Annotated in this window: 21 protein-coding genes; 3 read left to right on the top strand and 18 right to left on the bottom strand. The window is 59.9% G+C overall.

Annotation, left to right across the window (positions count from 1 at the left end):
- Positions 1-154 precede the first annotated feature (154 nt).
- The 4 genes from D3M70_RS29840 to D3M70_RS29825 all read right to left on the bottom strand — a co-directional run bounded on the left by D3M70_RS29840 (position 155) and on the right by D3M70_RS29825 (position 5,748).
- Positions 155-3,001 (bottom strand): valine--tRNA ligase, encoded by a 2,847-nt coding sequence (locus D3M70_RS29840; protein ID WP_120129665.1) that lies wholly within the window; start codon positions 2,999-3,001, stop codon positions 155-157.
- Positions 3,002-3,310: 309 nt separating this feature from the next.
- The gene (locus tag D3M70_RS29835) at positions 3,311-3,754 is read right to left on the bottom strand and encodes a DNA polymerase III subunit chi (RefSeq protein ID WP_120129910.1); all 444 of its coding nucleotides are present in this window, start codon (positions 3,752-3,754) and stop codon (positions 3,311-3,313) included.
- A 7-nt stretch (positions 3,755-3,761) separates the two neighbouring features.
- Positions 3,762-4,190 carry a DNA polymerase III subunit chi gene (locus D3M70_RS29830; protein WP_120129664.1) on the bottom strand — a complete coding sequence of 143 codons (429 nt, stop codon included), beginning with the start codon at positions 4,188-4,190 and terminating at the stop codon, positions 3,762-3,764.
- A 67-nt stretch (positions 4,191-4,257) separates the two neighbouring features.
- Complete coding sequence (locus D3M70_RS29825; RefSeq protein WP_120129662.1) at positions 4,258-5,748, bottom strand: leucyl aminopeptidase; 1,491 nt, start codon at positions 5,746-5,748, stop codon at positions 4,258-4,260.
- A gap of 318 nt (positions 5,749-6,066) precedes the next feature.
- On the opposite strand from D3M70_RS29825, the gene lptF reads away from it, so the two are divergent.
- Entirely contained in the window at positions 6,067-7,185 is a 1,119-nt protein-coding gene (gene lptF, locus D3M70_RS29820) for an LPS export ABC transporter permease LptF (protein ID WP_120129661.1), read from the top strand.
- Positions 7,178-8,239: an LPS export ABC transporter permease LptG gene (gene lptG, locus D3M70_RS29815; protein ID WP_120129659.1), complete on the top strand. Its 1,062-nt coding sequence runs from the start codon at positions 7,178-7,180 to the stop codon at positions 8,237-8,239. The genes lptF and lptG overlap by 8 nt, the downstream gene beginning before the upstream one ends.
- Before the next feature lie 150 nt (positions 8,240-8,389).
- Here lptG and D3M70_RS29810 read toward each other — a convergent pair.
- The 14 genes from D3M70_RS29810 to gap form a co-directional block, all read right to left on the bottom strand.
- A partial coding sequence (locus D3M70_RS29810) for an RDD family protein (RefSeq protein ID WP_256660036.1) occupies positions 8,390-8,868 on the bottom strand: 479 nt, incomplete at its 3' end.
- A gap of 97 nt (positions 8,869-8,965) precedes the next feature.
- Positions 8,966-9,178, bottom strand: a complete 213-nt coding sequence (locus D3M70_RS29805; RefSeq protein WP_003227496.1) for a cold-shock protein — start codon at positions 9,176-9,178, stop codon at positions 8,966-8,968.
- A 392-nt stretch (positions 9,179-9,570) separates the two neighbouring features.
- The gene (gcvT, locus tag D3M70_RS29800; protein ID WP_120129656.1) at positions 9,571-10,692 is read right to left on the bottom strand and encodes a glycine cleavage system aminomethyltransferase GcvT; all 1,122 of its coding nucleotides are present in this window, start codon (positions 10,690-10,692) and stop codon (positions 9,571-9,573) included.
- A gap of 68 nt (positions 10,693-10,760) precedes the next feature.
- A complete protein-coding gene (locus D3M70_RS29795) occupies positions 10,761-12,137 on the bottom strand; it encodes an L-serine ammonia-lyase (protein WP_120129654.1) in 1,377 nt (458 codons plus the stop codon).
- Positions 12,138-12,346: 209 nt separating this feature from the next.
- A complete protein-coding gene (gcvP, locus tag D3M70_RS29790; RefSeq protein WP_120129653.1) occupies positions 12,347-15,211 on the bottom strand; it encodes an aminomethyl-transferring glycine dehydrogenase in 2,865 nt (954 codons plus the stop codon).
- A gap of 10 nt (positions 15,212-15,221) precedes the next feature.
- The gene (gene gcvH / locus D3M70_RS29785) at positions 15,222-15,605 is read right to left on the bottom strand and encodes a glycine cleavage system protein GcvH (protein ID WP_120129651.1); all 384 of its coding nucleotides are present in this window, start codon (positions 15,603-15,605) and stop codon (positions 15,222-15,224) included.
- Positions 15,606-15,887: 282 nt separating this feature from the next.
- Complete coding sequence (locus tag D3M70_RS29780; RefSeq protein WP_120129650.1) at positions 15,888-17,396, bottom strand: sigma-54-dependent transcriptional regulator; 1,509 nt, start codon at positions 17,394-17,396, stop codon at positions 15,888-15,890.
- Between the two features lie 181 nt (positions 17,397-17,577).
- Positions 17,578-17,928: a DUF5064 family protein gene (locus tag D3M70_RS29775; protein ID WP_120129648.1), complete on the bottom strand. Its 351-nt coding sequence runs from the start codon at positions 17,926-17,928 to the stop codon at positions 17,578-17,580.
- A 60-nt stretch (positions 17,929-17,988) separates the two neighbouring features.
- Positions 17,989-18,414, bottom strand: a complete 426-nt coding sequence (locus tag D3M70_RS29770) for a YbaN family protein (protein WP_120129647.1) — start codon at positions 18,412-18,414, stop codon at positions 17,989-17,991.
- Positions 18,415-18,509: 95 nt separating this feature from the next.
- On the bottom strand, positions 18,510-19,109 hold the full coding sequence (locus tag D3M70_RS29765) for a biliverdin-producing heme oxygenase (protein WP_120129645.1): 600 nt from the start codon (positions 19,107-19,109) through the stop codon (positions 18,510-18,512).
- Between the two features lie 212 nt (positions 19,110-19,321).
- Positions 19,322-21,910 carry a TonB-dependent receptor gene (locus D3M70_RS29760; protein ID WP_120129644.1) on the bottom strand — a complete coding sequence of 863 codons (2,589 nt, stop codon included), beginning with the start codon at positions 21,908-21,910 and terminating at the stop codon, positions 19,322-19,324.
- A 121-nt stretch (positions 21,911-22,031) separates the two neighbouring features.
- Positions 22,032-22,937: a FecR family protein gene (locus D3M70_RS29755; RefSeq protein WP_120129642.1), complete on the bottom strand. Its 906-nt coding sequence runs from the start codon at positions 22,935-22,937 to the stop codon at positions 22,032-22,034.
- A gap of 140 nt (positions 22,938-23,077) precedes the next feature.
- Complete coding sequence (locus D3M70_RS29750; RefSeq protein WP_165869925.1) at positions 23,078-23,593, bottom strand: RNA polymerase sigma factor; 516 nt, start codon at positions 23,591-23,593, stop codon at positions 23,078-23,080.
- A 218-nt stretch (positions 23,594-23,811) separates the two neighbouring features.
- Positions 23,812-24,813 carry a type I glyceraldehyde-3-phosphate dehydrogenase gene (gene gap / locus D3M70_RS29745; RefSeq protein WP_081565386.1) on the bottom strand — a complete coding sequence of 334 codons (1,002 nt, stop codon included), beginning with the start codon at positions 24,811-24,813 and terminating at the stop codon, positions 23,812-23,814.
- A 236-nt stretch (positions 24,814-25,049) separates the two neighbouring features.
- Between gap and D3M70_RS33825 the strand changes: the two genes are divergently transcribed.
- A partial coding sequence (locus D3M70_RS33825; protein WP_256660035.1) for a dihydroxy-acid dehydratase occupies positions 25,050-25,736 on the top strand: 687 nt, incomplete at its 3' end.

The following is a 25,736-nucleotide window of genomic DNA, read 5'->3' as shown; positions in this document are numbered from 1 at the left end:
GATAGCGCAAAACCCTGTAGGAGTGAGCTTGCTCGCGATAGCGGTGTGTCAGGCAACGAGTTCGTTACAGACAGATGGCTATCGCGGGCAAGCACGCTCCTACAGGGTTTGCGACAGGCGCCAGCCCCTGTTCAAGGCTGGCGAGGTGCATCGCTTACAAACTGGCGATCCGTGCGTGTTGCTCGGCCAGCTTGCTCAGCGCCTGTTCGGCTTCCGCCATTTTGGCGCGTTCTTTGGCGATGACTTCAGCCGGCGCCTTGTCGACGAACGCGGCATTGGACAGCTTGCCGCCCACCCGTTGCACTTCACCTTGCAGGCGCTGGATTTCCTTGTCCAGACGGGCCAGTTCGGCGTCCTTGTCGATCAGGCCGGCCATAGGCACCAGGACTTCCATCTCACCCACCAGCGCGGTGGCTGACAGCGGTGCTTCAGCGCCAGGGGCCAGTACGGTGAACGATTCAATCTTGGCCAGCTTCTTGAGCAGGTGCTCGTTCTCGTTCAGACGACGCTGGTCTTCAGCACCAACGTTCTTGAGGAACAGTTGCAGAGGCTTGCCCGGGCCGATGTTCATTTCGCCGCGGATGTTGCGCACGCCCAGCATCACGCCTTTGAGCCACTCGATGTCGCCTTCTGCGGCAGCATCGATACGCGACTCGTTCGCCACTGGCCAGGGTTGCAACATGATGGTCTTGCCTTCGATACCGGCCAGCGGCGCCAGGCGCTGCCAGATTTCTTCGGTGATGAAGGGCATGAACGGGTGAGCCAGACGCAGAGCGACTTCCAGCACGCGAACCAGCGTGCGGCGAGTGCCGCGCTGACGTTCGATCGGGGCGGTTTCATCCCACAGTACCGGCTTGGACAGCTCCAGGTACCAGTCGCAATACTGGTTCCAGATGAACTCGTAGAGCGATTGTGCCGCGAGGTCGAAACGGAACTGATCCAGGTGGCGAGTCACTTCGGCTTCGGTGCGTTGTAACTGAGAAATGATCCAGCGGTCCGGCAGCGACAATTCGAACGCTTCGCCGTTCTGACCGCAGTCCTCGCCCTTGTCCAGAACGTAACGCGCAGCGTTCCAGATCTTGTTGCAGAAGTTGCGATAGCCTTCGACGCGGCCCATGTCGAACTTGATGTCACGACCGGTCGAAGCCAGCGAGCAGAACGTGAAACGCAGGGCGTCGGTGCCGTAGCTGGCGATGCCGTCGGCAAATTCGTCGCGGGTCTGCTTTTCGATTTTCTTCGCAAGCTTGGGCTGCATCATGCCCGATGTGCGTTTTTGCACCAGTGCTTCGAGCTCGATGCCGTCGATGATGTCCAGCGGGTCCAGAACGTTGCCTTTGGACTTGGACATCTTCTGACCCTGACCGTCGCGCACCAGACCGTGTACGTACACGGTCTTGAACGGGACCTGCGCAGTGCCGTCTTCGTTCTTCACCAAATGCATCGTGAGCATGATCATCCGGGCAACCCAGAAGAAAATGATGTCGAAGCCGGTGACCAGCACGTCGGTGGGGTGGAAGGTTTTCAGGAAGTCAGTCTGCTCGGGCCAGCCCAGTGTGGAGAACGTCCACAGGCCGGAACTGAACCAGGTGTCGAGTACGTCGTTGTCCTGTTGCAGCGCAACGTCAGGACCGAGGTTGTGCTTGGCACGCACTTCGGCCTCGTCGCGGCCGACGTAGACTTTGCCGGATTCGTCGTACCAGGCCGGAATGCGATGGCCCCACCAGAGCTGACGGCTGATGCACCAGTCCTGGATATCCCGCATCCACGAGAAGTACATGTTTTCGTATTGCTTGGGCACGAAGGCGATGCGGCCGTCTTCCACGGCAGCGATGGCAGGCTCGGCCAGCGGCTTGGTCGACACATACCACTGGTCTGTCAGCCATGGCTCGATGATGGTGCCGGAGCGGTCGCCTTTGGGCACTTTCAGGCCGTGGTCGTCGACGCTGACCAACAGGCCGGCAGCATCGAACGCTTCAACGATTTGCTTGCGCGCTTCGAAACGGTCCAGGCCGGCGTATTGGGCAGGCAGGGTGCCGTCGATGGATTCGTTAAGCGTGCCGTCGAGGTTGAACACTTGGGCGGCAGCCAGAACGTTGGCGTTCTTGTCGAAGATGTTCAGCAGCGGCAGGTTGTGGCGCTTGCCAACTTCGTAGTCATTGAAGTCGTGGGCCGGGGTGATCTTCACGCAGCCGGTGCCGAATTCAGGGTCGCAGTAGTCGTCGGCGATGATCGGGATGCGACGACCCACCAGCGGCAGTTCGACGAACTTGCCGATCAGGGCCTTGTAGCGCTCGTCCGAAGGGTTCACCGCGACGGCCGCGTCACCGAGCATGGTTTCCGGGCGGGTGGTGGCAACGATCAGGTAGTCCAGACCTTCAGCGGTTTTTGCACCGTCCGTCAGCGGATAGCGCAGGTTCCACAGGTGGCCTTTCTCGTCGTGGTTTTCCACTTCCAGATCGGAAATGGCGGTGTGCAGCTTGGTGTCCCAGTTGACCAGGCGCTTGCCGCGATAGATCAGGCCGTCTTCGTGCAGACGCACGAACGCTTCTTTAACGGCTTCTGACAGGCCGTCGTCCATGGTGAAGCGCTCGCGGCTCCAGTCTACGGACGAGCCGAGACGGCGGATCTGACGGCTGATGTTGCCCCCCGACTGATCTTTCCACTCCCAGACTTTTTCGAGGAATTTTTCGCGACCCAGATCGTGACGGTTCTGGCCCAGTGCTTCGAGTTGACGCTCTACCAGCATCTGGGTGGCGATACCGGCGTGGTCGGTGCCCGGCTGCCACAGGGTGTTGCGACCCTGCATGCGGCGGAAACGGATCAGGGCGTCCATGATCGCGTTGTTGAAACCGTGGCCCATGTGCAGGCTGCCGGTCACGTTCGGCGGCGGAATCATGATGGTGTACGAGTCGCCCGCGCCTTGCGGAGCGAAATAATTCTCGGACTCCCAGGTCTGGTACCAGGAAGTTTCGATGGCGTGCGGCTGGTAGGTCTTGTCCATGCGCGGCGGGAACCTGATCTGCTTTCAGTCGGAAAAGCCGGGAAGTATAGCTTTTCACGGCCGCTGCAAGCTACAAGCTGTGAGCCGCGAGCGTATGAGCGGTGCGAGGCAGGCTTTTGATTCTGCCCGCAGGGCGTAGGAGCAAGCTTGCTCGCGATCTGCCGGGCACCGGCAGTAAATCAGCCAACCCGTGGTGTCAGGCAAACGGTAATGTCTGAAATGGCTGCCGCTTCGCGGCAGATCGTCAGCAAGCTGGACTCCCACGCCCGCCGGGCAGAAGCACAGCAATCGACCGTGAGGGGTTCCGAGTCAGTTCTGGTATTGGCTCAACAGCCTTTCCATCCGGGCATCGAGGCGTCGTTTGATTTCATTCTCGATGTGCGGAGCGAAGTCATCGATCACATCTTGCATGATCAATTGCGCGGCGGCGCGCAGTTCACTGTCCAGATGCAGCAGGTCGTCCGGATTGGGCGTACGGGGCTCAGGTTCCCGTACGCCAGAAGGCGTTGCTGGCTTGGCGGTGGCGATCGGCTCGGGTGTGAGCACGGGAATCTCGTCGGCGTGTCGATGCGGCTCGTCGACAGCGATGACCTGGCCACTGACCACGTCGAACAGCAGGGGAATCTGGCCTTCGCTCTGGACCGTATCGGTCAGTAATGGCGGGTTCAGAGAGTCATCGTCAAGCAACTGGCGGATCGACTCGAGGTCGTCCAGCAGGTGCGCGGAGTCTTTCAGGTTTTTTGAATTGTCCATCATGTGCTCAAAGACGCTGCAGTCGGTGATCCTGGAGAGGATAGCCCTGTTCACGGTAGAAGCGGAAACTCTCTCGAGCCGCCAGCCGGATGGCAGGGTCTTCCACCACGATTTCCGCGATGCGAGCGAACCGTTTGAAGAATTCGGGAATACGCAGGTCAAGGTTGACCAGCAGGTCCTGATGTTGGCCAGGGTCGTTGGCGATGCCCAATGCCACCGGGGCATCGTGATCGTCTTCTATCGAACCATGGGGGACGAAGGTTTCACCCTTGAAGCGCCACAGACGGGCGTCCAGTTCTTCGCGCTGGCTTGCGTCGCTGCAATGCAGATAGACCCGATGGCCGAGGCGCCAGGCCTTGTCCGTGAGCTTGCAGGCGAAATCCAGGCGCGCGAGCGGGTCGGCGCTGGGCAGGATGTAGAAATCGACTTGGGTCATGAAGGTTCCAGAACGCAAACGTGCCGAGCCCTTTTCGACTTCAGGGCTCAGCACGTTTTCGAGGCGCTTAGACGCCAGCGCGGTCGATCAGGTATTGAGTCAGCAGCGGAACCGGGCGGCCAGTGGCGCCCTTGTCCTTGCCGCCGCTCAGCCACGCAGTGCCGGCGATGTCCAGGTGTGCCCACTCATAAGCCTTGGTAAAACGCGAGAGGAAACAGGCTGCGGTAATGGTGCCGCCCTTCGGGCCGCCGATGTTGGCGATGTCGGCGAACGGGCTGTCCAGTTGCTCCTGGTATTCGTCGAACAGCGGCAGTTGCCAGGCGCGGTCATCGGCGCGCTTGCCGGCGTCCAGCACCTGATTGATCAGCGCATCGCTGTTGCCCAGCAACCCGGAAGTGTGGCCGCCCAGAGCCACGACACAGGCGCCGGTCAGGGTGGCGATATCGATCACCGCCTGAGGCTTGAAGCGTTCGGCGTAGGTCAGGGCGTCACACAGCACCAGACGGCCTTCGGCGTCGGTATTGAGGATTTCGACCGTCTGGCCGCTCATGGTCTTGACGATGTCGCCAGGGCGAGTGGCGTTGCCGCTCGGCATGTTTTCCGCAGCGGCGACGATGCACACCAGGTTGATCGGCAGTTGCAGTTCGAGAACGGCATTGAGGGTGCCGAAGACGCTGGCGGCGCCACACATGTCGAACTTCATCTCGTCCATGCCGGCGCCAGGCTTGAGGCTGATGCCACCGGTGTCGAAGGTGATGCCTTTGCCGACCAGCACGAAGGGCTTGTCGCCTTTCTTGCCATTGGAGTATTGCATCACGATCAGGCGTGGTGGCTGAGCGCTGCCCTGACCGACCGCCAGGAACGAGCCCATGCCCAGGTCAGCGATTTTCTTCTCGTCGAAGACTTCAACCTTCAGGCCTTTATTGGCCTTGCCCAGCGCCTTCGCTTGCTCGCCCAGATAAGTCGGGTGGCAGATGTTCGGGGGCATGTTGCCCAGGTCGCGGGTTACCGCCATGCCAGCGGCGATGGCCTGTGCGTGTCTGGCCGCGCGTTCCACGTCGGCGACGTTGGCCTTGGCGGTCAGCAGCGTGATTTTCTTCAGGGCTCGTGGGTCGACTTTCTGGCTCTTGTAGCGATCAAATACATATTCGCCATCGGCCAGGGTTTCGACCAGCAGGCGGTTCTTGCCATAGATGTCGCGGTTCTTGACGCTCAGTTGATCCAGCGCGAACGCGGCGTCGGTGCCACCCAGACTTTTCAGGGTATTCAGCGCGCCGCTGACGATCTTGCGAAACTGGCGGTCGCTCAGCTCCGGCTCTTTCCCGCTACCCACCAGCAGAACGCGCTCTGCCTTGAGGTTGGGCAGGTTGTGCAGCAACAGGCTCTGGCCAACCTTGCCGGCCAGGTCGCCGCGCTTGAGTACGGCGGAAATTGCGCCACCGCTCAGGGCATCGACAGTTTTTGCAGCATCGCTCAGTGTGCGGCCTTCGCCCACGGCAACCACCAGCGTGGCGGTCTTCAAGGTTTCTGCACTGACGCTTTTAACAACCAATTCCATGTCGGGGTCCCCGAATAAACTGTGGGTAATCGCTGAATGTGTTCGCGGCTGAGCGCGGTCGCGCAGAGAGCGCAGCGCCATGCCAGCGGCAAGGCCCGCAGTTTGACCCTGCAAAAGGTCAGATGACAACCCCGCGTAGCACCCGCTGGCGCGCTCCTGTCAGCATCGGTTCAGGAAGTATCCCGCGCGCGCAGTGACAGACACACTCAATCACAGGATAATGCCGCATATTTTTTTGGTGGTTCGCCATGGCGAGCACCATGCCTGATCCATTTCCTTGTCAGGCTGCCTGAGCGTGACAACCCTGGAGTGTCTGGTTTGATTGTCTTCCGTTACCTGTCCCGAGAAGTGCTGGTTACCTTGAGCGCTGTGAGTGCTGTGCTGCTGGTAATCATCATGAGTGGCCGTTTCATCAAATATCTCGCCCAGGCGGCCTCGGGTGCGCTCGATCCGGGCGTGCTGTTCATGATCATGGGCTTTCGTCTGCCCGGGTTCCTTCAGCTGATTCTGCCGCTGGGTCTGTTCCTCGGCATTCTGCTCGCCTACGGGCGGCTGTATCTGGAAAGCGAGATGACCGTGCTCGCGGCAACCGGCATGAGTCAGCAGCGTCTGCTGTGGATGACCCTGGCACCTGCCGCGTTGGTGTCCCTGCTGGTCGCCTGGTTGAGTTTCAGCCTGGCGCCTCAAGGCGCCACGCAATTCCAGTTGCTGATCAACGAGCAGGACGCGATGACCGAGTTCGACACGCTGGTACCGGGCCGATTCCAGTTGCTTCGCGACGGCAGTCGTGTGACTTACACCGAAACCATGACCGATGACCGCATCAACCTCGGTGGCGTCTTCATCTCCGAAAAGAAACTAGAAGAGAAGAAGGACCGGGGTATCACCGTTCTGGTGGCTGAAAAAGGGCGTCAGGAAATCCGGCCGGACGGCAGCCGTTATCTGATACTGGAAAACGGCTATCGCTATGACGGTAATCCGGGGCAGGCCGACTATCGTGCGGTCAAGTACGATACTTACGGTGCCTTGTTGCCCAAGCCTGACATCAGTGACGAAATCACCGATCGCGACGCGATTCCCACCAGTGAACTGCTGACCGGAGAGAAGAGTCTGCGTAACAAGGCGGAATTGCAGTGGCGTATTTCGCTGCCAATTCTGGTCTTCATCGTGACGCTGATGGCCGTGCCGTTGTCTCGAGCCAATCCGCGACAGGGGCGCTTCCTGAAGCTGCTGCCGGCCATTCTTTTGTACATGGCCTATCTGACCATTCTGATTGCCGCTCGCGGCGCCCTGGAAAAAGGCAAGATCCCGGCGGCGCTCGGTTTGTGGTGGGTGCACGCGCTGTTCCTGGCCATCGGCCTGGGCCTTCTTTACTGGGAGCCGTTGCGCCTGAAAATGGCGAGTCGCCGCAGTGTGTCGGAGGTGGCTCATGTCTAAACTCGATCGGTACATCGGCAAAAGCGTCTTCATGGCGATCCTTGCCGTTCTGGGCATCATCCTGGGCCTGGCTTCGCTGTTCGCGTTCATCGATGAGATGGCCGACATCAGCGACACCTACACCTTCTGGGACGCGGGCAGCTTCGTCGTCATGACCGCGCCTCGTCGCCTCTACGACATGCTGCCGATGGCGGCGCTGATTGGCTGTCTGATCGGCCTCGGCGCGCTGGCGAGCAGCAGCGAACTGACGATCATGCGCGCTGCCGGTGTGTCCATTGGCCGGATCGTCTGGGCCGTCATGAAGCCAATGCTGGTGCTGATGGTGGCGGGTCTGCTGATTGGCGAATACGTCGCTCCAGTGACCGAGGCCCAGGCTCAGGCGGCTCGATCGCTGGCGCAAGGCACAGGTGATGCACAGAGCGCCAGACATGGCCTGTGGCACCGTCAGGGAGAAGAATTCATTCATATCAACACGGTGCAGCCGGATGGGTTGCTGTACGGTGTCACGCGATATCGCTTCGATGAGCAGCGTCACATGCTCAGCGCCAGTTTTGCCAAACAGGCAAACTTCAAGACCGATTACTGGCAGCTAAAGGACGTGACGACGACCCTGTTTCATCAGGATCGTACCGAGGTCGTGAGTGCGCCAGAAGAACGCTGGGACATCGCACTCAGCCCGCAATTGCTGAGCACGGTGGTGTTGCCGCCTGAGTCGCTGTCGATGACCGGGCTCTACAGTTATGCCCGCTATCTGGCAGATCAGGGCCTGGCCAATGGTCGTTACTGGCTGGCGTTCTACACCAAGATTCTCCAGCCGTTGGTGACCGTGGCGCTGGTATTGATGGCGATTTCGTTCATCTTCGGCCCGTTGCGTTCGGTTACGCTCGGGCAGCGCGTTTTCACGGGTGTGCTAGTGGGCTTCACCTTCCGCATCGTGCAGGATCTGTTGGGGCCTTCCAGTCTGGTCTTCGGCTTCTCGCCCTTGTTCGCGGTGCTCGTGCCAGCCGGTGTCTGTGCGCTGGCCGGTATCTGGCTGCTGCGCCGCGCGGGCTGATCGCCACGCAGCAACGAAAAAGCCGACCTCAGGGTCGGCTTTTTTGTGCCTTCTGCCGTCGTTGCCCTGTGCTGTCCGGCTTGCCGGCGGCAGCGATTTCAAAGCTGCCACCGCCGGCAAGCCGGACTGCTACAGGAGCCTTATTTGCCNTGCTTCGGAATACGCACCAGCTGTGTTTCGGAATATATGTCGTGCCAGCTGCGTTTCTGTTTGTCGAACAGACTCCATAAGAAACCCAGTCCAACGCACAGCCATGAAGCGATAGCGACGACAAAGCGCAGCAGCGCCTGCCACAGACTGATACCGGTGCCGTCGGCGTTCTGCACGCGAATTCCCCAGACCTGCATGCCCAGGGTCTGACCTGCGTGGGTCCAGAACTTGGCGAAGAAAGCGAACACGGCGAACAGCAGGAGGGTCGAGAGCAACGGATCGCCATCCAGGGATCCGGACTCGGACATCTGACGTAACCTGGCCTCGCCGACAAAGGCCATCCAGACCAGCTTGTAAATGAACGTCGTGACCATCAGCAGCGCTACGCAAAGCAACGCGTCATAGCATATCGCGGCCAGCCGTCGGCCAAGGCCTGCGGGGGCGAAGTCGCCTTGTGGGCGCAGCAGGTGTTTGGCCATGTAGGGCGCTCGTTCACCGGTAAACTGGCAGTTTACGGAATTTCAGGCATAAAAAAGCCCCTGATGTTGCCATCAGGGGCTTTTGTGCTTTCAGCGATCAGGCTTCAGCTTGTACTTCGTCAGCCTGCATGCCTTTCTGGCCTTGCACAGCGACGAAGGTAACTTTCTGGCCTTCTTTCAGGCTTTTAAAGCCGTTGCCCTGAATAGCGCGGAAGTGGACGAACAGATCCGGACCGCTCTCTGGAGTGATAAAACCAAAACCTTTCTCGTCGTTAAACCACTTAACGGTACCGCTCTGACGTGTAGACATTTTCTTATTCCTTGGAGCATAAATTAATGACAGTCCCTTTCACACGAAAGAGTACTGGGCTGGTTGCAGGAAGAAGAAACGTAGAGCGGGATGTAGCATTGCTTTTGGCGCTACTGCCCAGGTCACGATCCCAGCGACCTATGCAAACACAGTCGAGAAACTCTACGCTAACTCTCGCAGAAAAAACAAGCCCCGGATAACCCCGGTTTCAGGGGGTTTCGCTGACTTTTTGAAAAGTTTAACCACGTCGGGGTAATCGATAGTTTTTAGTGTTAAGAACCGACACAAGTGCAATTTTCTGACAGTTTCATTGCTGTTTCGAAAGGTATCAAACTGCGGCACTCCAACAGTTTCATGCACTGTTGCGGTGCCGCAATTTCTTGACGTCAGCGTTAGCCGCGGAAGTAACGTGGCGCAACGAAAGGCATTTTGCTGACAAGCATCGGGACTTTCTTACCTCGAACGATGGCCCAGACTGGCGTTTCGAGTGCAGTGAAAGCTGCGTCCAGGTAGCCCATGGCCAGCGGCGCGCTCAGGCTCGGCCCGAATCCCCCGCTGCAGATAACGCCGATGACCTTGTCGTCGGCGTCGACGATTTCTGCACCCTCGCGTACGGGCGTACGCTCTTGAGGTAACAGGCCTACACGCTTGCGGGCTGCACCGCCTTGGTGCTGAGCGAAGACCTCGGCTGCTCCGGGGAAGCCACCTGCGCGCGCGCCATCGGCACGACGAACCTTGGAAATCGCCCACAGCAGGCTGGCCTGAATGGGGGTGGTGTCGGTGTTCATGTCATGGCCATACAGGCAAAGGCCAGCTTCGAGACGCAGCGAATCACGCGCACCCAGACCAATTGGCGCGACTTCCGGCTCGGCGAGCAGACGACGTGCGAGGGTTTCGGCTCGATCGGCCGGTACGGAGATCTCGAAGCCGTCTTCACCGGTGTAACCCGAGCGGCTGACGTAGCAGTCGATACCGTCGATGATGATCGAGGTGTATTGCATGAACGTCATTTTTGCCACATCCGGCGCCAGACGCGCGAGGGCGGTCACCGCTTGAGGGCCTTGCAGGGCCAGCAGGGCACGCTCTTCGAACAGCGGGGTGATCTGGCATTGAGCGCCGATGTGTTTCTGCAGGTGCACCAGGTCTTCGTTCTTGCAGGCGGCGTTGACCACTAGCATCAACTGATCATTACCCAGATTGGCGACCATCAGGTCATCGAGAATGCCGCCGGTTTCGTTGGTGAACATCGCATAGCGTTGCATGCCCACCGGCAGATCAATGATGTCCACCGGGACCAGAGTCTCCAGTGCCTTGGCGGCATCTGGGCCGCTGAGCAGGATCTGACCCATGTGCGACACGTCGAACAGACCGGCCTGTTCACGGGTGTGAAGGTGTTCTTTCATCACGCCCGCCGGGTACTGGACCGGCATATCGTAACCGGCGAATTCGACCATCTTGGCGCCCAGTTCTCGGTGCAGGGCGTTGAGCGGGGTTTTCAACAGTTCTGTGGACATCGATGACTCCTTGAAGGCGTTTCCGGTCCCTGCCATTAACGGTGGAACACGATGAAATTGGGCTGATATCAGCACTCGATAATGTTCACGGCCAGCCCGCCACGGGCTGTTTCCTTGTATTTGCTTTTCATGTCGGCGCCGGTCTGGCGCATGGTGCGAATCACCTTGTCCAGCGAGACGAAGTGCTGGCCGTCACCGCGCAAGGCCATGCGCACGGCGTTGATGGCTTTCACCGAACCCATGGCGTTGCGTTCGATGCAGGGCACCTGAACCAGGCCGCCAATTGGGTCGCAGGTCAGGCCCAAATTGTGTTCCATGCCGATTTCTGCAGCGTTTTCCACTTGCTGGACATTGCCGCCCAGCACTTCACAGAGTGCACCGGCCGCCATTGAGCAAGCCACGCCGACTTCACCCTGACAGCCCACTTCAGCGCCAGAAATCGAGGCGTTCTCTTTATAGAGAATGCCGATGGCAGCAGCGGTCAGCAGGAAACGCACCACGCCGTCTTCGTTGGCACCGGTGATAAAACGCATGTAGTAATGCAAGACCGCCGGAATGATTCCCGCGGCGCCGTTAGTGGGGGCAGTGACCACGCGCCCGCCATTGGCGTTTTCTTCGTTGACCGCCAGCGCATACAAGTTGACCCAGTCCAGCACAGACAGTGCGTCACGCAGCGCCGCTTCGGGGTTCTTGCACAGTTGACGATGCAACGCCGCCGCCCGCCGTTTGACCTTCAGGCCACCTGGCAAGATGCCCTCGTTACGGCAACCGGCTTCGACACAGTCCTGCATCACTTGCCAGATTTTCAGCAGCCCTGCGCGGGTTTCCGCTTCCGGTCGCCATGCCGATTCGTTGGCCAGCATGATCTGACTGATCGACAAGCCGGTGCTTGCGCAGTGGGCCATCAGCTCTTTGCCGGTTTTGAACGGGTAGGGCAGCGGTGTGCTGTCCTCGACGATGCGGTCGGCGCCAGCGGCGTCCTCATCCACGACGAAACCGCCGCCGACCGAGTAGTACTCACGGCTGCGGATCTGCAGGCCAGCACCGTCAAAAGCGCGAAAGATCATGCCGTTGGGGTGGTAGGGCAATGGTTTGCGGATCATCGCCAAGTGCTGCTTTTCGATGAATTCGATGCTGTGTTCGCCGAGCAGGTTGATCCGTTCGCTGCTGCGGATACGCTGCAGACGTTCGGCCACGTGTTCGGTGTCGACGGTATCCGGGTGTTCGCCTTCCAGCCCCAGCAGCACAGCCTTGTCGCTGCCATGGCCTTTGCCGGTCGCGCCAAGCGAGCCGTACAGCTCGACCTTGACGCAGGAGGTGGTTTGCAGAAGGTCGTCGCGGCGCAGGCCTTCGGCGAATCTTGCTGCGGCACGCATCGGCCCCACGGTGTGGGAGCTGGAGGGGCCAATGCCTATCTTGAACAGGTCAAACACGCTCAGGGACATGATTGGGCTCCGGTTGTTGTTATGGGTTTTTGCAGACGGATCGAGCTGAATTCAATCGCGAGCAAGCTCACTCCCACAGGATTGTGATGTTTGATAGGACTGGGTCCAACGCAGATCCTGTAGGAGTGAGCTTGCTCGCGAAACGGTTCCACATCCGCTCGATGCCACATTGAAAAAGGGCCACTGCTCGCACAGTAGCCCCTTATCCTTCACGCGTCCTGATAGCTCTCGATGGATGGGCACGCGCAGATCAGATTGCGGTCGCCGAACACGTTGTCCACGCGACCGACCGGAGGCCAGTATTTGCCTTCGATCAGCGAAGCAACCGGATACACCGCCTGCTCACGGCTGTACGGATGGCTCCACTCGCCTACAAGCTCCGCAGCGGTGTGCGGGGCGTTTTTCAGCGGGTTGTCATCCTTGTGCAGCGCGCCGCTTTCTACTGCGCGAATTTCTTCGCGAATCTTGATCATCGCGTCGCAGAAACGATCCAGTTCTTCCTTGGATTCACTCTCGGTCGGCTCGATCATCAAGGTGCCGGCCACCGGGAACGACATGGTCGGGGCGTGGAAGCCGAAGTCGATCAAGCGCTTGGCCACGTCGTCGACGCTGATGCCGCTGGTTTCTTTCAGCGGACGCAGATCCAGAATGCACTCGTGCGCCACCAGCCCGCTGCTGCCGGTGTACAGGACGGGGTAGTGCTCTTCCAGGCGACGGGAAATGTAGTTGGCGTTTAGGATCGCCAGCTGCGAAGCGCGTTTCAGGCCTTCGCCGCCCATCATGCGGATGTACATCCAGGTGATCGGCAGAATGCTCGCGCTGCCGAATGGCGCCGCGCAGACCGCGCCTTCCTTGCGCTCCATCTTGCCGTGACCCGGCAGGAACGGCGTCAGGTGCGATTTCACGCCAATCGGGCCGACGCCCGGGCCGCCACCGCCGTGTGGAATGCAGAACGTCTTGTGCAGGTTCAAGTGGGAAACATCACCGCCGAACTTGCCCGGCGCGCAGAGACCGACCATGGCGTTCATGTTGGCGCCGTCGATGTAAACCTGGCCGCCGTTGTCGTGGATGATGCCGCAGATTTCGCGGATGCCTTCCTCGAATACACCGTGAGTCGACGGGTAGGTGATCATCAGGGCCGCGAGGTGTTCGCGGTGCTCGATAGCCTTGGCGCGCAGATCCTCGATGTCGACGTTGCCGCGTGCGTCGCAAGCGGTCACGACCACTCGCATACCGGCCATGTTGGCGGTCGCCGGATTGGTGCCGTGGGCGGACGACGGAATCAGGCAGATGTCGCGGCGATCATCGCCACGGCTCTGGTGATAGGCGCGAATCGCCAGCAGGCCTGCGTATTCACCTTGGGAGCCGGCGTTCGGCTGAAGGGAAATCGAGTCGTAACCGGTGGCGGCACACAGCATCGCTTCCAGTTCGTCGGTCAGTTGCTGGTAGCCGGCGCTTTGCTCGGCAGGGGCGAAGGGGTGCAGGTTGCCGAACTCGGCCCAGGTCACCGGGATCATTTCGCTGGCAGCGTTCAGCTTCATGGTGCACGAACCCAGCGGGATCATGGTGCGGTCGAGGGCCAGGTCCTTGTCGGCCAGACGACGCAGGTAGCGCATCAGCTCGGTTTCGGAATGGTAGCGGTTGAACACCGGGTGGCTGAGGATCGGCGACTGGCGCTTCAGGTCGGCTGGCAAACGCGCTTCGACATTAGCGGCCAGGACAGCGAACTCAGGAACGGGCTGGCCATCGGTCGCGAACAGTTTCCACAGGGCTTCAACGTCAGCTTGCTGGGTGGTTTCGTCAAGCGACAGGCCCAGACGTTCGGCGTCCACTTCGCGCAGGTTTATCTGCTGAGCGCGCGCCTTGGCGTGCAGTTCGGCAGTCTTGGCGCCGGTGTTCAGGGTGATGCTGTCGAAGAAGAAAGCCTGTTCGACGCTCAGACCCAACTGGCTCAGGCCCTTGGCGAAGATCGCGGTCAGGTGATGCACGCGGTTGGAGATGCGGGTCAGGCCGCGTGGGCCGTGGTAGACGGCGTACATGCTGGCGATATTGGCGAGCAGGACCTGCGCGGTGCAGATGTTGCTGGTCGCCTTCTCGCGGCGAATGTGTTGCTCGCGGGTCTGCATGGCCAGACGCAGTGCGGTCTTGCCGAAACGGTCAATGGACACGCCGACCAGACGGCCCGGCATGTCGCGCTTGTACGCGTCTTTGGTAGAGAAGTAAGCGGCATGGGGACCACCAAAGCCCAGCGGCACACCGAAGCGTTGTGCGCTGCCGATGGCGACATCGGCGCCGAACTCGCCTGGAGGCGTAAGCAGGGTCAGGGCCAGTAGATCGGCGGCAACCGCGACCAGTGCGTGGGCGGCGTGGAAGCGCTCGACGAGTTCGCGGTAGTCGAACACATCACCGTTGCTTGCCGGGTATTGCAGCAGCGCGCCGAAGAACTCGCTGACATCGGTCAGTTGGCTTTCGTCAGCCACGACCACATCGATGCCCAGCGGCTCGGCACGGGTGCGTAACACGTCAAGGGTCTGCGGGTGGCAATGGGCGGAGGCGAAGAACTTGTGGCTGCTCTTGTTCTTGCTCAGGCGTTTGCAGAAGGTCATGGCTTCGGCGGCGGCGGTGGCTTCGTCCAGCAGCGAGGCGTTGGCGATCGGCAGGCCGGTCAGGTCGCTGATCAGCGTCTGGAAGTTAAGCAGCGACTCCAGACGGCCTTGGGAAATTTCCGGCTGATACGGGGTATAAGCGGTGTACCAAGCCGGATTCTCCAGCAGGTTACGCAGGATCGGCGCAGGCGTGTGGGTGTTGTAATAGCCTTGGCCGATAAAGGTCTTGAACAGTTGGTTCTTGCCGGCGATGGCTTTGATGTCAGCCAGCGCGTCAGCTTCGCTCTGACCCGCAGACAGGCCCAGTACGCTGGTGCCCTTGATCGATTCAGGAATGACGCTGGCGCTCACGGCTTCCAGTGAGTCGAAACCCAGGGTGGCGAGCATGGCTTTCTCGTCATCGGCGCGAGGGCCGATGTGACGGGCGATGAACTCGTTGGCAGTGCTCAATTCAATACGATCAGTCATGGCGCGTTCCTCAGGCTTCGGCGTTGGCTTTGATCAGACGGTCGTAGGCGTCCTGATCCAGCAGCTGGCCGACAGCGGCGGCATCGGAAGGAGTGAAACGGAAGAACCAGCCTTGGCCCATAGGGTCTTCGTTGACCAGTTCCGGGTTGGCGTCCAGCGCCGGGTTGATCTCGACGACTTCGCCATCGAGCGGCATGTACACGCCGCTTGCAGCTTTGACCGACTCAACGGTAGCGGCTTCTGCGCCTTTGTCATAGGACTGAAGCTCAGGCAACTGAACGAATACCACGTCCCCCAGTGCGTCTTGCGCGAAAGCCGTGATGCCGACCGTGACGCTGCCATCTGCTTCGGCACGCAGCCACTCGTGATCCTCGGTAAAACGCAATTCGCTCATGAAAACTCCCCTGAATGGAAAATTGCTCGTCGTTGGCGCGAGCATGATGGGGAGGGTATTAGCAAGTTTGCGGCCAACCTCGTCCGGGGCCTGTAAATCAAGGCTTGGAGCGATATTTTGCTAGTTGTAAAACTGCCAGGTGTAGCGAAATCGATACGCTTATAAGCGCTTTGGAAACTGTCGTGGGATCAAGGCCTTGTAGGCTGGGGATGCACAGACTTTGGAATGATATCGTTCCAATGTTGCGAAATCGTTCCGGCATTCAGGGCGCGGCGGCGATTTTCAGGTTTTCCCCGAAATCCCGTACTTGCGCAGGCGATGGGCGATGGCGGTGTGAGAGGTTTGCAGGCGAGCTGCCAGTTGCCGGGTCGAGGGGTAATGGCTGTAAAGCTTCTCCAGTAAGGTTTTCTCGAAACCTTCGACCGCAGACTCCAGGCTTTCGATTTCGCCGTCGCTTTCCCGCGCCACGGAAGTACCGGCAATGTCGAGGTCGCCAATGTCCACCAGCGAGCTTTCGCAGATCGCCGCCGCGCGGAAGATCACGTTTTGCAGTTGCCGTACGTTGCCCGGCCAGCGGTTGCCAAGCAGCGCCGGATAGGTGCCGGGTGCGAGGCGACAGACCGGGCGTTGAATCTGCGTGCAGGCCTGCTCCATGAAATACCGCGCCAAGAGCAAGATGTCCTGCCCTCGCTCGCGAAGGGGCGGGACATCCAGGTTGAGCACGTTCAAGCGATAGAACAGGTCTTCACGGAAGGTGCCTTCGGCGACCATTTTTTCCAGATTGCGATGGGTCGCGCTGAGGATGCGCACATTGACCTTCACTTCCTTGTCGCCACCCACTCGCCGGAAACTCCCGTCATTGAGAAACCGGAGCAGCTTGGCTTGCAGGTACGGTGACATTTCGCCGATTTCGTCGAGAAACACGGTGCCTTGGTTTGCCAGCTCCATCAGGCCGGGCTTGCCGCCCCGTTGCGCGCCGGTGAACGCGCCGGGGGCATAACCGAACAATTCGCTCTCAGCGAGGTTTTCTGGCAATGCAGCGCAGTTGAGCGCAAGAAAAGGTGCACTGTGTCGGGCGCTCACAGCATGACAGGCGCGGGCCACCAGCTCTTTGCCGGTGCCGGTTTCGCCTTGAATCAGCAGCGGCGCATCCAGGGCCGCGACTCGCTGGGCGCGGGCTTTCAAGGTGCGTATTGCGGCGGAGTCACCCAGCAGTGCGTCGAAGCCTTCGGCGTGGTCGTGGTGCAACGCCGACAGCCGTTCGCCAATTCGACTCGGCAAATACAGCGTCAGCAGCGCGCCCGCGTCCGTAATGGGCGTCGCATCCAGCAGCAGCGCCTCGCCGTTGAGCGTGACCTCGCGCAAGGGCAGGCGAAAGCCGTTTTCCAGCAACGCCGATTGAAGGCCGGGATCGGAAAACAGCTCGCCGACGGACTCACCCGCAGGCTCTCGGCCATAAAGGCCGACCAGGGCAGGGTTGGCGAGCAAGACGTGGCCAGCACTGTCGAGCGCCAGCACCGGGTCGGCCATCGCTGCCAGCAAGGCATCGAGTTGCAGATGCCGACGCTGACCGGGAAGGATGTCCACGACCGTGATGGCTTCCACGCCGCGCACCCGAAACAGCCGGTCCTTTAGCTCTTCGAGCACTTCGTGGCTCAGGGTCGGGGCATCGATGTAGACGTTGGGCGGCACCATCTCCACGGCATCGAGGTTCAGATTCCGCCCGCCGAGAATCGCCAGAACTTCCTGGGTGATGCCGACGCGGTCGATGAATGTGACGTGGATGCGCATGGGGGACGAAAAGGTTCGGGCGGGAGATGGGGGCGATTATGCCAGTAAACACCCCCCGTTTTCTCTAACGCCGCATTTGTAGGAGCGCGCTTGCCCGCGATAGCGCAATGTCAATCAACGCACTCGTTGAAGGAAGAGCGCAATCGCGGGCAAGCGCGCTCCTACAGGGTCGCGAACTGTCTCATTCCAAATGTTCCGGCTTCACTGGATCGCCTGACTTCATGTCGAGCTTTTGGCGGATGTCTTCGAACATGAGGTCGTAGTCAGTGTGCGCCGCGCGCATTTCGGTAGCTCGGGGCAGACCGTGTTTTTCGGCGATGCGCGAGGCTTCGCTGGCGAAGTTGTAGGCCAGGTCCTTGGGCATGTCGAAGGCTTCGTTGAACGACTTGCCGTTGATTTCACCTTCCATGGTGAAGTGCATGCCGGGACCAGAGTCGGTCTGGGCAATTTCGTAGCGGATGTGGATGTCATAACCCACGTCGTCGGGCTGCAGGGCGGGGCGGGCGATGTGCAAATGACCTGGCTCGAACATGTGACTGCTCCTTCAGAAATCAATGACGGTAAGGAGCAGACCTTGCACGCTGCCTTGGGTTCAGCGCTGGCCGGACGACTCCCCGCACTCACTGCGCTGCGCATTGGGCTCCGGTCGCGACCAGATCCACAGGTTCACCAATACCATGCCGGCCACGGCGAAATAGATCCACCAGTTGTGCGTCAGCAGTACCAGCATCATGACCGCGCAAATCAGCATGGTGACTGTAGCGCTGATCTTGGCACTGCGTGCGATCAGCTTGCCGTTGCGCCAATTGCTCAGCATGGGGCCGAAGAGGCGATGGTTTTCCAGCCAGGCACTCAGGCGGGGCGAGCTCTTGGTAGCGGCCCACGCGGCGAGGAGGATGAATTCGGTGGTTGGCAGGCCTGGAATGAAGATGGCGATGATTCCGATGGTCAGGCTCACGTAGGCCAGAATGCCAAACAGGATGCGGGACAGTTTGCTGCCTTGGGGTTTGCTGGTCATGAGTCTCGGGTAGTGCCGGGTGAAGAAGTGCGCCGAGGATTTCACCCCTCGCAAAGGCGCCCAGCTTAACAGCGCCGGGCGCAAAAGGCGTGTGTTCAGGCGGGTTCGGCTTCAACAGCCGACTTATAGGCGTGTTCGAGAAGCACGTTGAAGCGTTCAAACGCAGCGACTGCACCTCGATCGATCTGACGTTCCTGCTCTTCGTTGAATGGCAAATCGTCGAGGATGCGGATGAAGCGCTTCCAGCCATCGGCGCGACCGCCTGCCGGTTCGCCCAGATGACGGGCGCCGAAGGTTTCGCTGAGGTTCAGTGACACTGCGCGCTTGATCAGAAATGCAGCGCCCAGCTTCGAACCCTCGGACACGAACAGCCAGCCCAGAGCCTCGGCCAGTGGTGGGTTACTGACCGAACCGGCGACAGGGCCGGGGATGGGCGTATCGAGGTCGTTCAGGTCGGCCCTTGCCTGTTCGGCACGGCAGCGTTGGGGCAGATCGGCGATCAGCTCGATCAGTTGCGGATCGGTGTACAGCGTTTTGAGCTCGTGTTGAAACAGGTATTGGGCGCTTAGAAAGCGGCAGTAGCTGGCGAGGGTTTCGAACGGCGCGTTGGCTTTGACTGCCTTGTCCAGTTGCTCATGCGGGGCGTGGGTGATCTGGTTCAGACGCTGAGAGCGACGAATCGGTGCTGGGGACATGGTGTCTTCCTTGGAAAAAGAGGGGCTTGTAGACGAGACGAGTGAGCGGCTTTCAAACGTAAAAATGTGTGGGCGTGTGCATGGAATCTTTTGCGTCGGCTAACGAACCTGTAGCAGCACGGCTTGCCGGCGGTGGCGTCGTTACATTCGCTACCGCCGGCAAGCGAAACGCCGCAGGATTTGCCGCTACAGAGAATTGCGTCGTGTGAATATCAGATATCCCACACCAGATTGATCGCGAAATTGCGGCCTGGCTGAGTCAGGCGGTCGAGGTTGGCCGGCGCGGTCACACCCGCTTCGCCGACGCCGTCGTAACCGCGTACGTCATCCCACAGCCAGTATTTTTTGTCCGCCAGGTTGTACAGGCCGCCGCTGACGGTCACATCGTTGGTCACCTTGTAGTAGCCAGTCAGGTCCACCAAGCCGAAGCCCGGGGTTTTGAACTGGGTCGAAGCGCCGTCCGGGGCGTGGAAGTTGGTGTCATCCACACGGGTCTTGCGTTTGACCAGCGTCCAGCTCAGCAAGCCCCCGTAGTTGTCCTGGTCATACCCCAGGCCGAAGAGGCCGGTCAGCGGATTCACGCTGTTGATCGGTTGGCCGGTGTCGTCGTTGCGACCGTACAGGTACGCCACGGAGCCCTGGGTGTAGAGGCCTTGCGGTGCGCCGAAACTGTCGAGGTTCAAACGGCCCTTGAGCTCCACGCCCTTGATGGTGGCGTGCTTGATATTGTTGGACTGGAACACCGCCTCGGTCGACGTTGCCGGCTGAATGGCGTCCTCGTTAATGAAGTCACGGTATTTGTTGTAGAACACCGCGACGTCGAAGGAGCCTTCGTCGAAACGGCCGCGCAGACCGGTCTCGTAGCTTTTGCTCTTTTCGGGTTCCAGATCAGGATTAGGCTCGACGACATAACCGGTATTGAGGTTTTCGAAGCGGCCATACAGCGCCTTCGCACTCGGCGTGCGGAACCCTTCGGCGTACTGGCCGTACCAGGTGTAGGCGTCGTCGATGGCATAGGTGATGCCCAGTTTGGGCGACAGACGATGCCATTTTTTCTCTTTATCGTTGAACTGGTCGGCACTGGTCAGGCTGACTGCCCGCAAGAACTCGTCGGTGACGTGCGGATCGAGCGTGGTGTGGTCATAACGTGCGCCCGGCATGAATGTCCAGTCGCCCCATTTGATCTGGTCCTGCGCGAAAAGGGCGTAGGTGTTGATGGTCGGGTCCGGAAAATCGCTGGTGGGCGCAAGGCTGTCCGAGGCGGTGGGGCTTGGGGCGCCAACTGTGCGGCAGGTGCCCAGCACGGCGGCGCAGGTCGCGCTGCCGCTGCGTTCACCTGTGACTTTCTGCTGCTTGAGGGTGGTGCCGTAGGTCAGCAGGTGCTCGGTGTCGCCGATGCTGAAAGCTTTGTCCAGCTGAGCATCGAAGATCCACTGACGTTCTTTGTAATAGGTGTCGCGTGTCCGCCAGACATCGCGGCTGCCGGGCACATAGCGCTCGATGGTGTCCTGATCGGTCTTGGCGATCTGATAATTCAGGCTCCACTTGACGTTGTCCACCAACAGGCTGTCCAGCGCGAAGCTGTTTTCCAGGCCGAATCGCTCGCGGGTGATCACGGCGTTGCCTTCACGTCCGAGATAGAAGTCGAAGCCGCGGCCACCGGTGAACGGCCCACCGACTGCGCTCTTCTGGTTGGTGTGGGTGTCGTCCTTGTACTTCTCGTAGGTGAAGGCCAGACGGTCGTTGTCACCGTAGTTCCAGCCCAGTTTGGCCAGCACGTTGGTGGCGCGCACGTCTTCAGGGTTGGCGGCGGTGCGGCCCAGGCCGGTGCCGCCGTGCTCGCCGTAGGACTCGGTTTCGCGACCGTTGCGCTGGCTGACGTGCAACAACCCGTCGAAATCACCCTCACGACCTGCCACGGTCGCCGAGTTCAGCCAGCTATCGTCCGCCGAGCTGTAGCCGGTTTTAAGGCGTGCGCCGATGTCTTTGCCCGGCTTGATGATGTCTTCCGGGTCGAGGGTGTAATAGCTCACCGCACCGCCGATGGCGCTGCTGCCGTACAGGGCTGATGCCGGGCCGCGCAGGATTTCCACGCGCTTGACGATTTCTGGATCGACGTAGTTGCGATGGGTGTTGGCGTAGGGGCCGGAGAAATAGTTGTCCGGGACTTCAACACCATCGACCTGAGTCAGAATCCGGTCGCCGTCGATACCGCGAATATTGAAGCCGCTGGTGCCCGCACGCTGACCGGCGCCGCCTACGGAAACGCCGGGCTCATAGCGCACCAGATCACGAACGTTGTTGACGTTCTTCCGATCCAGGTCTGCACGGTCTCGCACAGTGACGGTGCTGGGAACGGAGTCCACCGACTGCGCCTGACGTGTGGCACTCACGGTCACTTGATCCAGTGCCAGAGCGCCGGTGGTGTTGCGTTTTTCCAGTACGACGTTATTGCTGCCCAGGTTGCGATAGCTCAGATTGCTGCCCGCAAGCAGGCGATCCAGTGCTGTTTGCGCCGACATCGTGCCGTTGACGCCGGGTGAGGTGACGTTCTGTGCCAGATCCGCAGACATGCCCACCTGCCAGCCAGTGATCTTGCTGAACTCGTTCAACGCCGAGACCAGCGGTTGTTGCTTGATCGTGAACTGATAGCTGCCCGCGACACGTGCCGGTTGATCGGCGGCCAAGGTTGGCGCGCTGTGCAGGCCGGCGGCAAAGATGGCGACGCTCAGCAGCGAAAGGGCGAGATTGCGGCGGCTCTGGGGTGAGTCGGATGCAACGGGGGTGAACGTGGACGGCATCGATAGCGCTCCCTGTCGTGCGGGTCGTTATGGTGTTGGCAAGTGCTTTAGTAATGGGAATCACTTGCATTGGCTATAACGAGACGTACGACGAACGGCTATCGCGTAAAAATAATTATCCTCAGTTCAAAATCATCAGCGCGGGCAGTTCATGGAGCCGTGCCGAGGTGATTTGCGCCAGTGAGCGCACCACGTCGACAGGGTCGTCCAGACGGTAGTTGCCGGTCACGGCGACCTGATCCAGGCGGGTATTGGCATTAACGATCCAGCCGGGGTAGTACCGTCGCAATTCGGCCAGCACTTCACTCAGTGGGCAATTATCGAAGATCAAGCGTCCCTGGACCCAGGCGAGGTCTTTGTTCGGATCGACCTTTTCGCGATGTCCAAAACCTTCGGGCCCGACTCTGAGGCTGTCGCCCGCGCCCAGGCTGACCTGCGAATTGCCTTTGGTGGCCTGTACCTTCAGCGCGCCGCGCTCTACCTGTATCTGCGCCACGCCGTTGAGATAGCGGACCGCAAATGCGGTGCTGCTGGCGCTCATCCGGACGGGGCCAGCCTCCACTTCGAGGGGCAGCCCTTTGGCAACAGGGACTTCAAAGAAGGCTTCTCCCTCATACAGCCGGGCAACGCGCTGCTGGTCGTCAAGGTCACTGGAGAAGGCGGATCGAGTATTAAGTAGCACCTTCGAACCATCCGAAAGCTCAAGGCGCTGGCGCTCTCCGGCGACAGTCAGGTGATCGGCTTTCAGGCGTAGCGGCAGGTCGCTGAAGTTGAACAGCCCCAGCAGCAGGACCGCAGCGGTCGCCAGCGGGAGCCAGTGCGGGCGCAGGCGGCGAAGCACTGAGGGCTTTTTAGGCGCGGCAAGTTTTACCGCTGCATCGAACACGTGCTGCGAATTCCAGGCGGCCTCGGCTTTTGCGAAGGCCTGAGCATGTGCAGGGTCGGCCGCCAGCCAGTCCTGAAACTGGGCTTGCTGCTGCGCGTCGGCGCCTTCCAGTTCGATCAGCCAGTTGAGGGCCTGATCCATGGCGCTGTCAGTCTCAGGGCCAGGTGAGTGAGAGTCCGTCAAGGAGCGTCCTCGGATACACGGTGTGGGGCGGGAGTGTAGCGAGATGGTCGCTGGGCTGCCGCCGGTTTTCTTATGAAGTATGGATCAGGCTGCTCTCATCAACGATCGAGTCGGGCGGCAACGCCGACACAGATCGCCATGATCAGCTTGAGTTCCTTTTGTACGGTGCTGGCAGAGACACCCAGTTGCTCGGCGATTTCAAGATAGCTGCAACCGTTGAGTCGGCTCAGGGTGAATATTTTCTGCTGGCGCGGCGTGAGCTTTTCCAGGCTCGCATTGAGGCTCTGCAGCACGCGATTGGCGTGGGCGGCGTCTTCCAGCGCAGCGTCGGGAGCGACCACGTTGTAGATGTCGGCGATGGGCGCGTCTTCGATGATCGTGCGTGAATGGATGCGTGTGGCGCGCAAATGATCGAGCGCCAGATTGCGCGCGGTCTGGAACACGAACGGCTCCAGGTGATCGATGGCTCGCTCGCCCAGCGCGCGGGTCACGCGCAGGTAGGTTTCCTGCAGCAAGTCTTCGGCGGTGCTGGGGTTGCGAACCATGCGCTGGAGGGTGCGCAGCAGAATCGTCCGCCTTGCCAGGAAAACGTCATTGAAGTGCGACTGACTCACGGAGATACCCGACCAGAAATTCAGCGAATGATAATGCTTATCATCTGCTGTATTGGCAAGGTGGGAAGTTGCAAAGAATGTGTAAATGCGGCATGGCTGCAAAGTCGTTGCCGTAGGAGCGCGCTTGCCCGCGATTGCAGTGTGTCAGTCCATCAATGATCGTCTGATCCAACGCTATCGCGGGCAAGCGCGCTCCTGCAAATTCGATGCGTCAGTTTTTACTCTGCATTCATCAACGCCAGGCAGTTATCCAGCATGCGGTTGGAAAAGCCCCACTCGTTGTCGTACCAGGCCAGCACTTTGAGCAGGCGACCGCTCACTTTGGTGTGGTTGGCATCGAATATAGACGACAGCGGATTGTGGTTGAAGTCGTGAGACACCAGCGGCAGCGTGTTGTAGCCGAGGATCTTCGAGTGTTGAGCGGCTTCTTTCATGATCGCGTTGACTTCATCAGCGGTCGCATCGCGCTTGAGCTGAATGGTCAGGTCCACCAGCGACACGTTGATCACCGGCACTCGTACCGCCATGCCGGTCAGCTTGCCCGCCAGTTCCGGTAACACAAGGCCCACCGCCTCAGCGGCGCCGGTCTTGCTCGGGATCATCGACTGAGTCGCCGAACGCGCGCGGTACGGATCGGTGTGGTAAACGTCGATCAGGTTCTGGTCATTGGTATACGCGTGAATCGTGGTCATCAGGCCACTTTCGATGCCCAGTTCACGATTGAGCACCTGTGCCACAGGGGCCAGGCAGTTGGTGGTGCACGATGCGTTGGAAATGACCTGATGGGACTGACGCAGCACGTCATGGTTGACGCCGTAAACGACGGTGGCGTCTGCGCCCTTGGCTGGCGCGGAGATGATGACTTTCTTGGCGCCGGCGGTGATATGTGCAGCGGCCTTGTTGCGGTCGGTGAACAGACCGGTGCATTCGAACACCACGTCGATGTTCTCGGACTTCCAGGGCAGCTCTGCCGGATTGCGAATGGCACTGACCGAAATACGGTCACCATTGACGGTCAGGCTTTCCTTGTCGTGTTCCACGGTCCCGTCGAACGGGCCATGAACCGTGTCGTATTTGAGCAGGTGGGCGTTGATCTCGCTATCGCCCAGATCGTTGATGGCGACGACTTGCAGGTCCTGACGATAGCCTTGGGTATAAAGTGCACGTAGGACGTTGCGGCCGATGCGGCCAAAGCCGTTGATTGCGATGCGGAGAGTCATACACCCGTCCTCAGTAAATTTGTTGTTGGAATTACAAGATTATTCTCATAAAAATAGAAAACAAGCCCTTTTAGTGGCAGTATTTTGTTTTATCTACAAATAGAAACCCGTAAAGCCATCACAACTGTCTGAAAATCATAGCCTTTGCTGAAGCGTTTCTCTGGGCCATGATCGATTGACGGTTTTTGTAAGCGCCTGAACGGGTGACCACATCCGCTAGCCTGGAGTTCATGACAATGCATCCCCGCGTCCTTGAGGTAACCGAACGGCTGATCGCTCGCAGCCGTGAAACCCGTCAGCGCTATCTGCAAATGATCCGGGGCGCGGCGAGCGACGGACCGATGCGCGGCAAGTTGCAATGTGCCAACTTCGCCCACGGCGTGGCGGCCTGTGGCACCGAAGACAAGAACAGCCTGCGCATGATGAACGCGGCGAACGTCGCTATCGTTTCTTCGTACAACGACATGCTCTCGGCGCATCAGCCGTACGAACATTTTCCTGAACAGATCAAGAAAGCCCTGCGTGAAATCGGCTCGGTGGGCCAGTTCGCTGGCGGCGTTCCCGCCATGTGCGATGGTGTGACCCAAGGCGAGCCGGGCATGGAACTGAGTATCGCCAGCCGGGAAGTCATTGCGATGGCAGCAGCGGTGGCGCTGTCGCACAACATGTTCGACGCGGCGCTGATGCTGGGTATCTGCGACAAGATTGTGCCGGGCCTGCTGATGGGGTCCCTGCGTTTTGGTCACCTGCCGACCATTTTCGTACCGGGCGGGCCGATGGTCTCGGGCATTTCCAACAAGGAAAAAGCCGACGTGCGGCAACGTTACGCCGAAGGCAAGGCGACCCGTGAGGAGCTGCTGGACTCGGAAATGAAGTCCTATCACGGCCCGGGCACGTGCACGTTCTACGGCACGGCGAACACC

This window comes from Pseudomonas sp. LS-2 (assembly GCF_003605735.1).
Classification (GTDB): Bacteria; Pseudomonadota; Gammaproteobacteria; order Pseudomonadales; family Pseudomonadaceae; genus Aquipseudomonas.
Note: the sequence above shows the minus strand (reverse complement) of the source record. Positions and strands in the feature narration are given on the sequence as shown.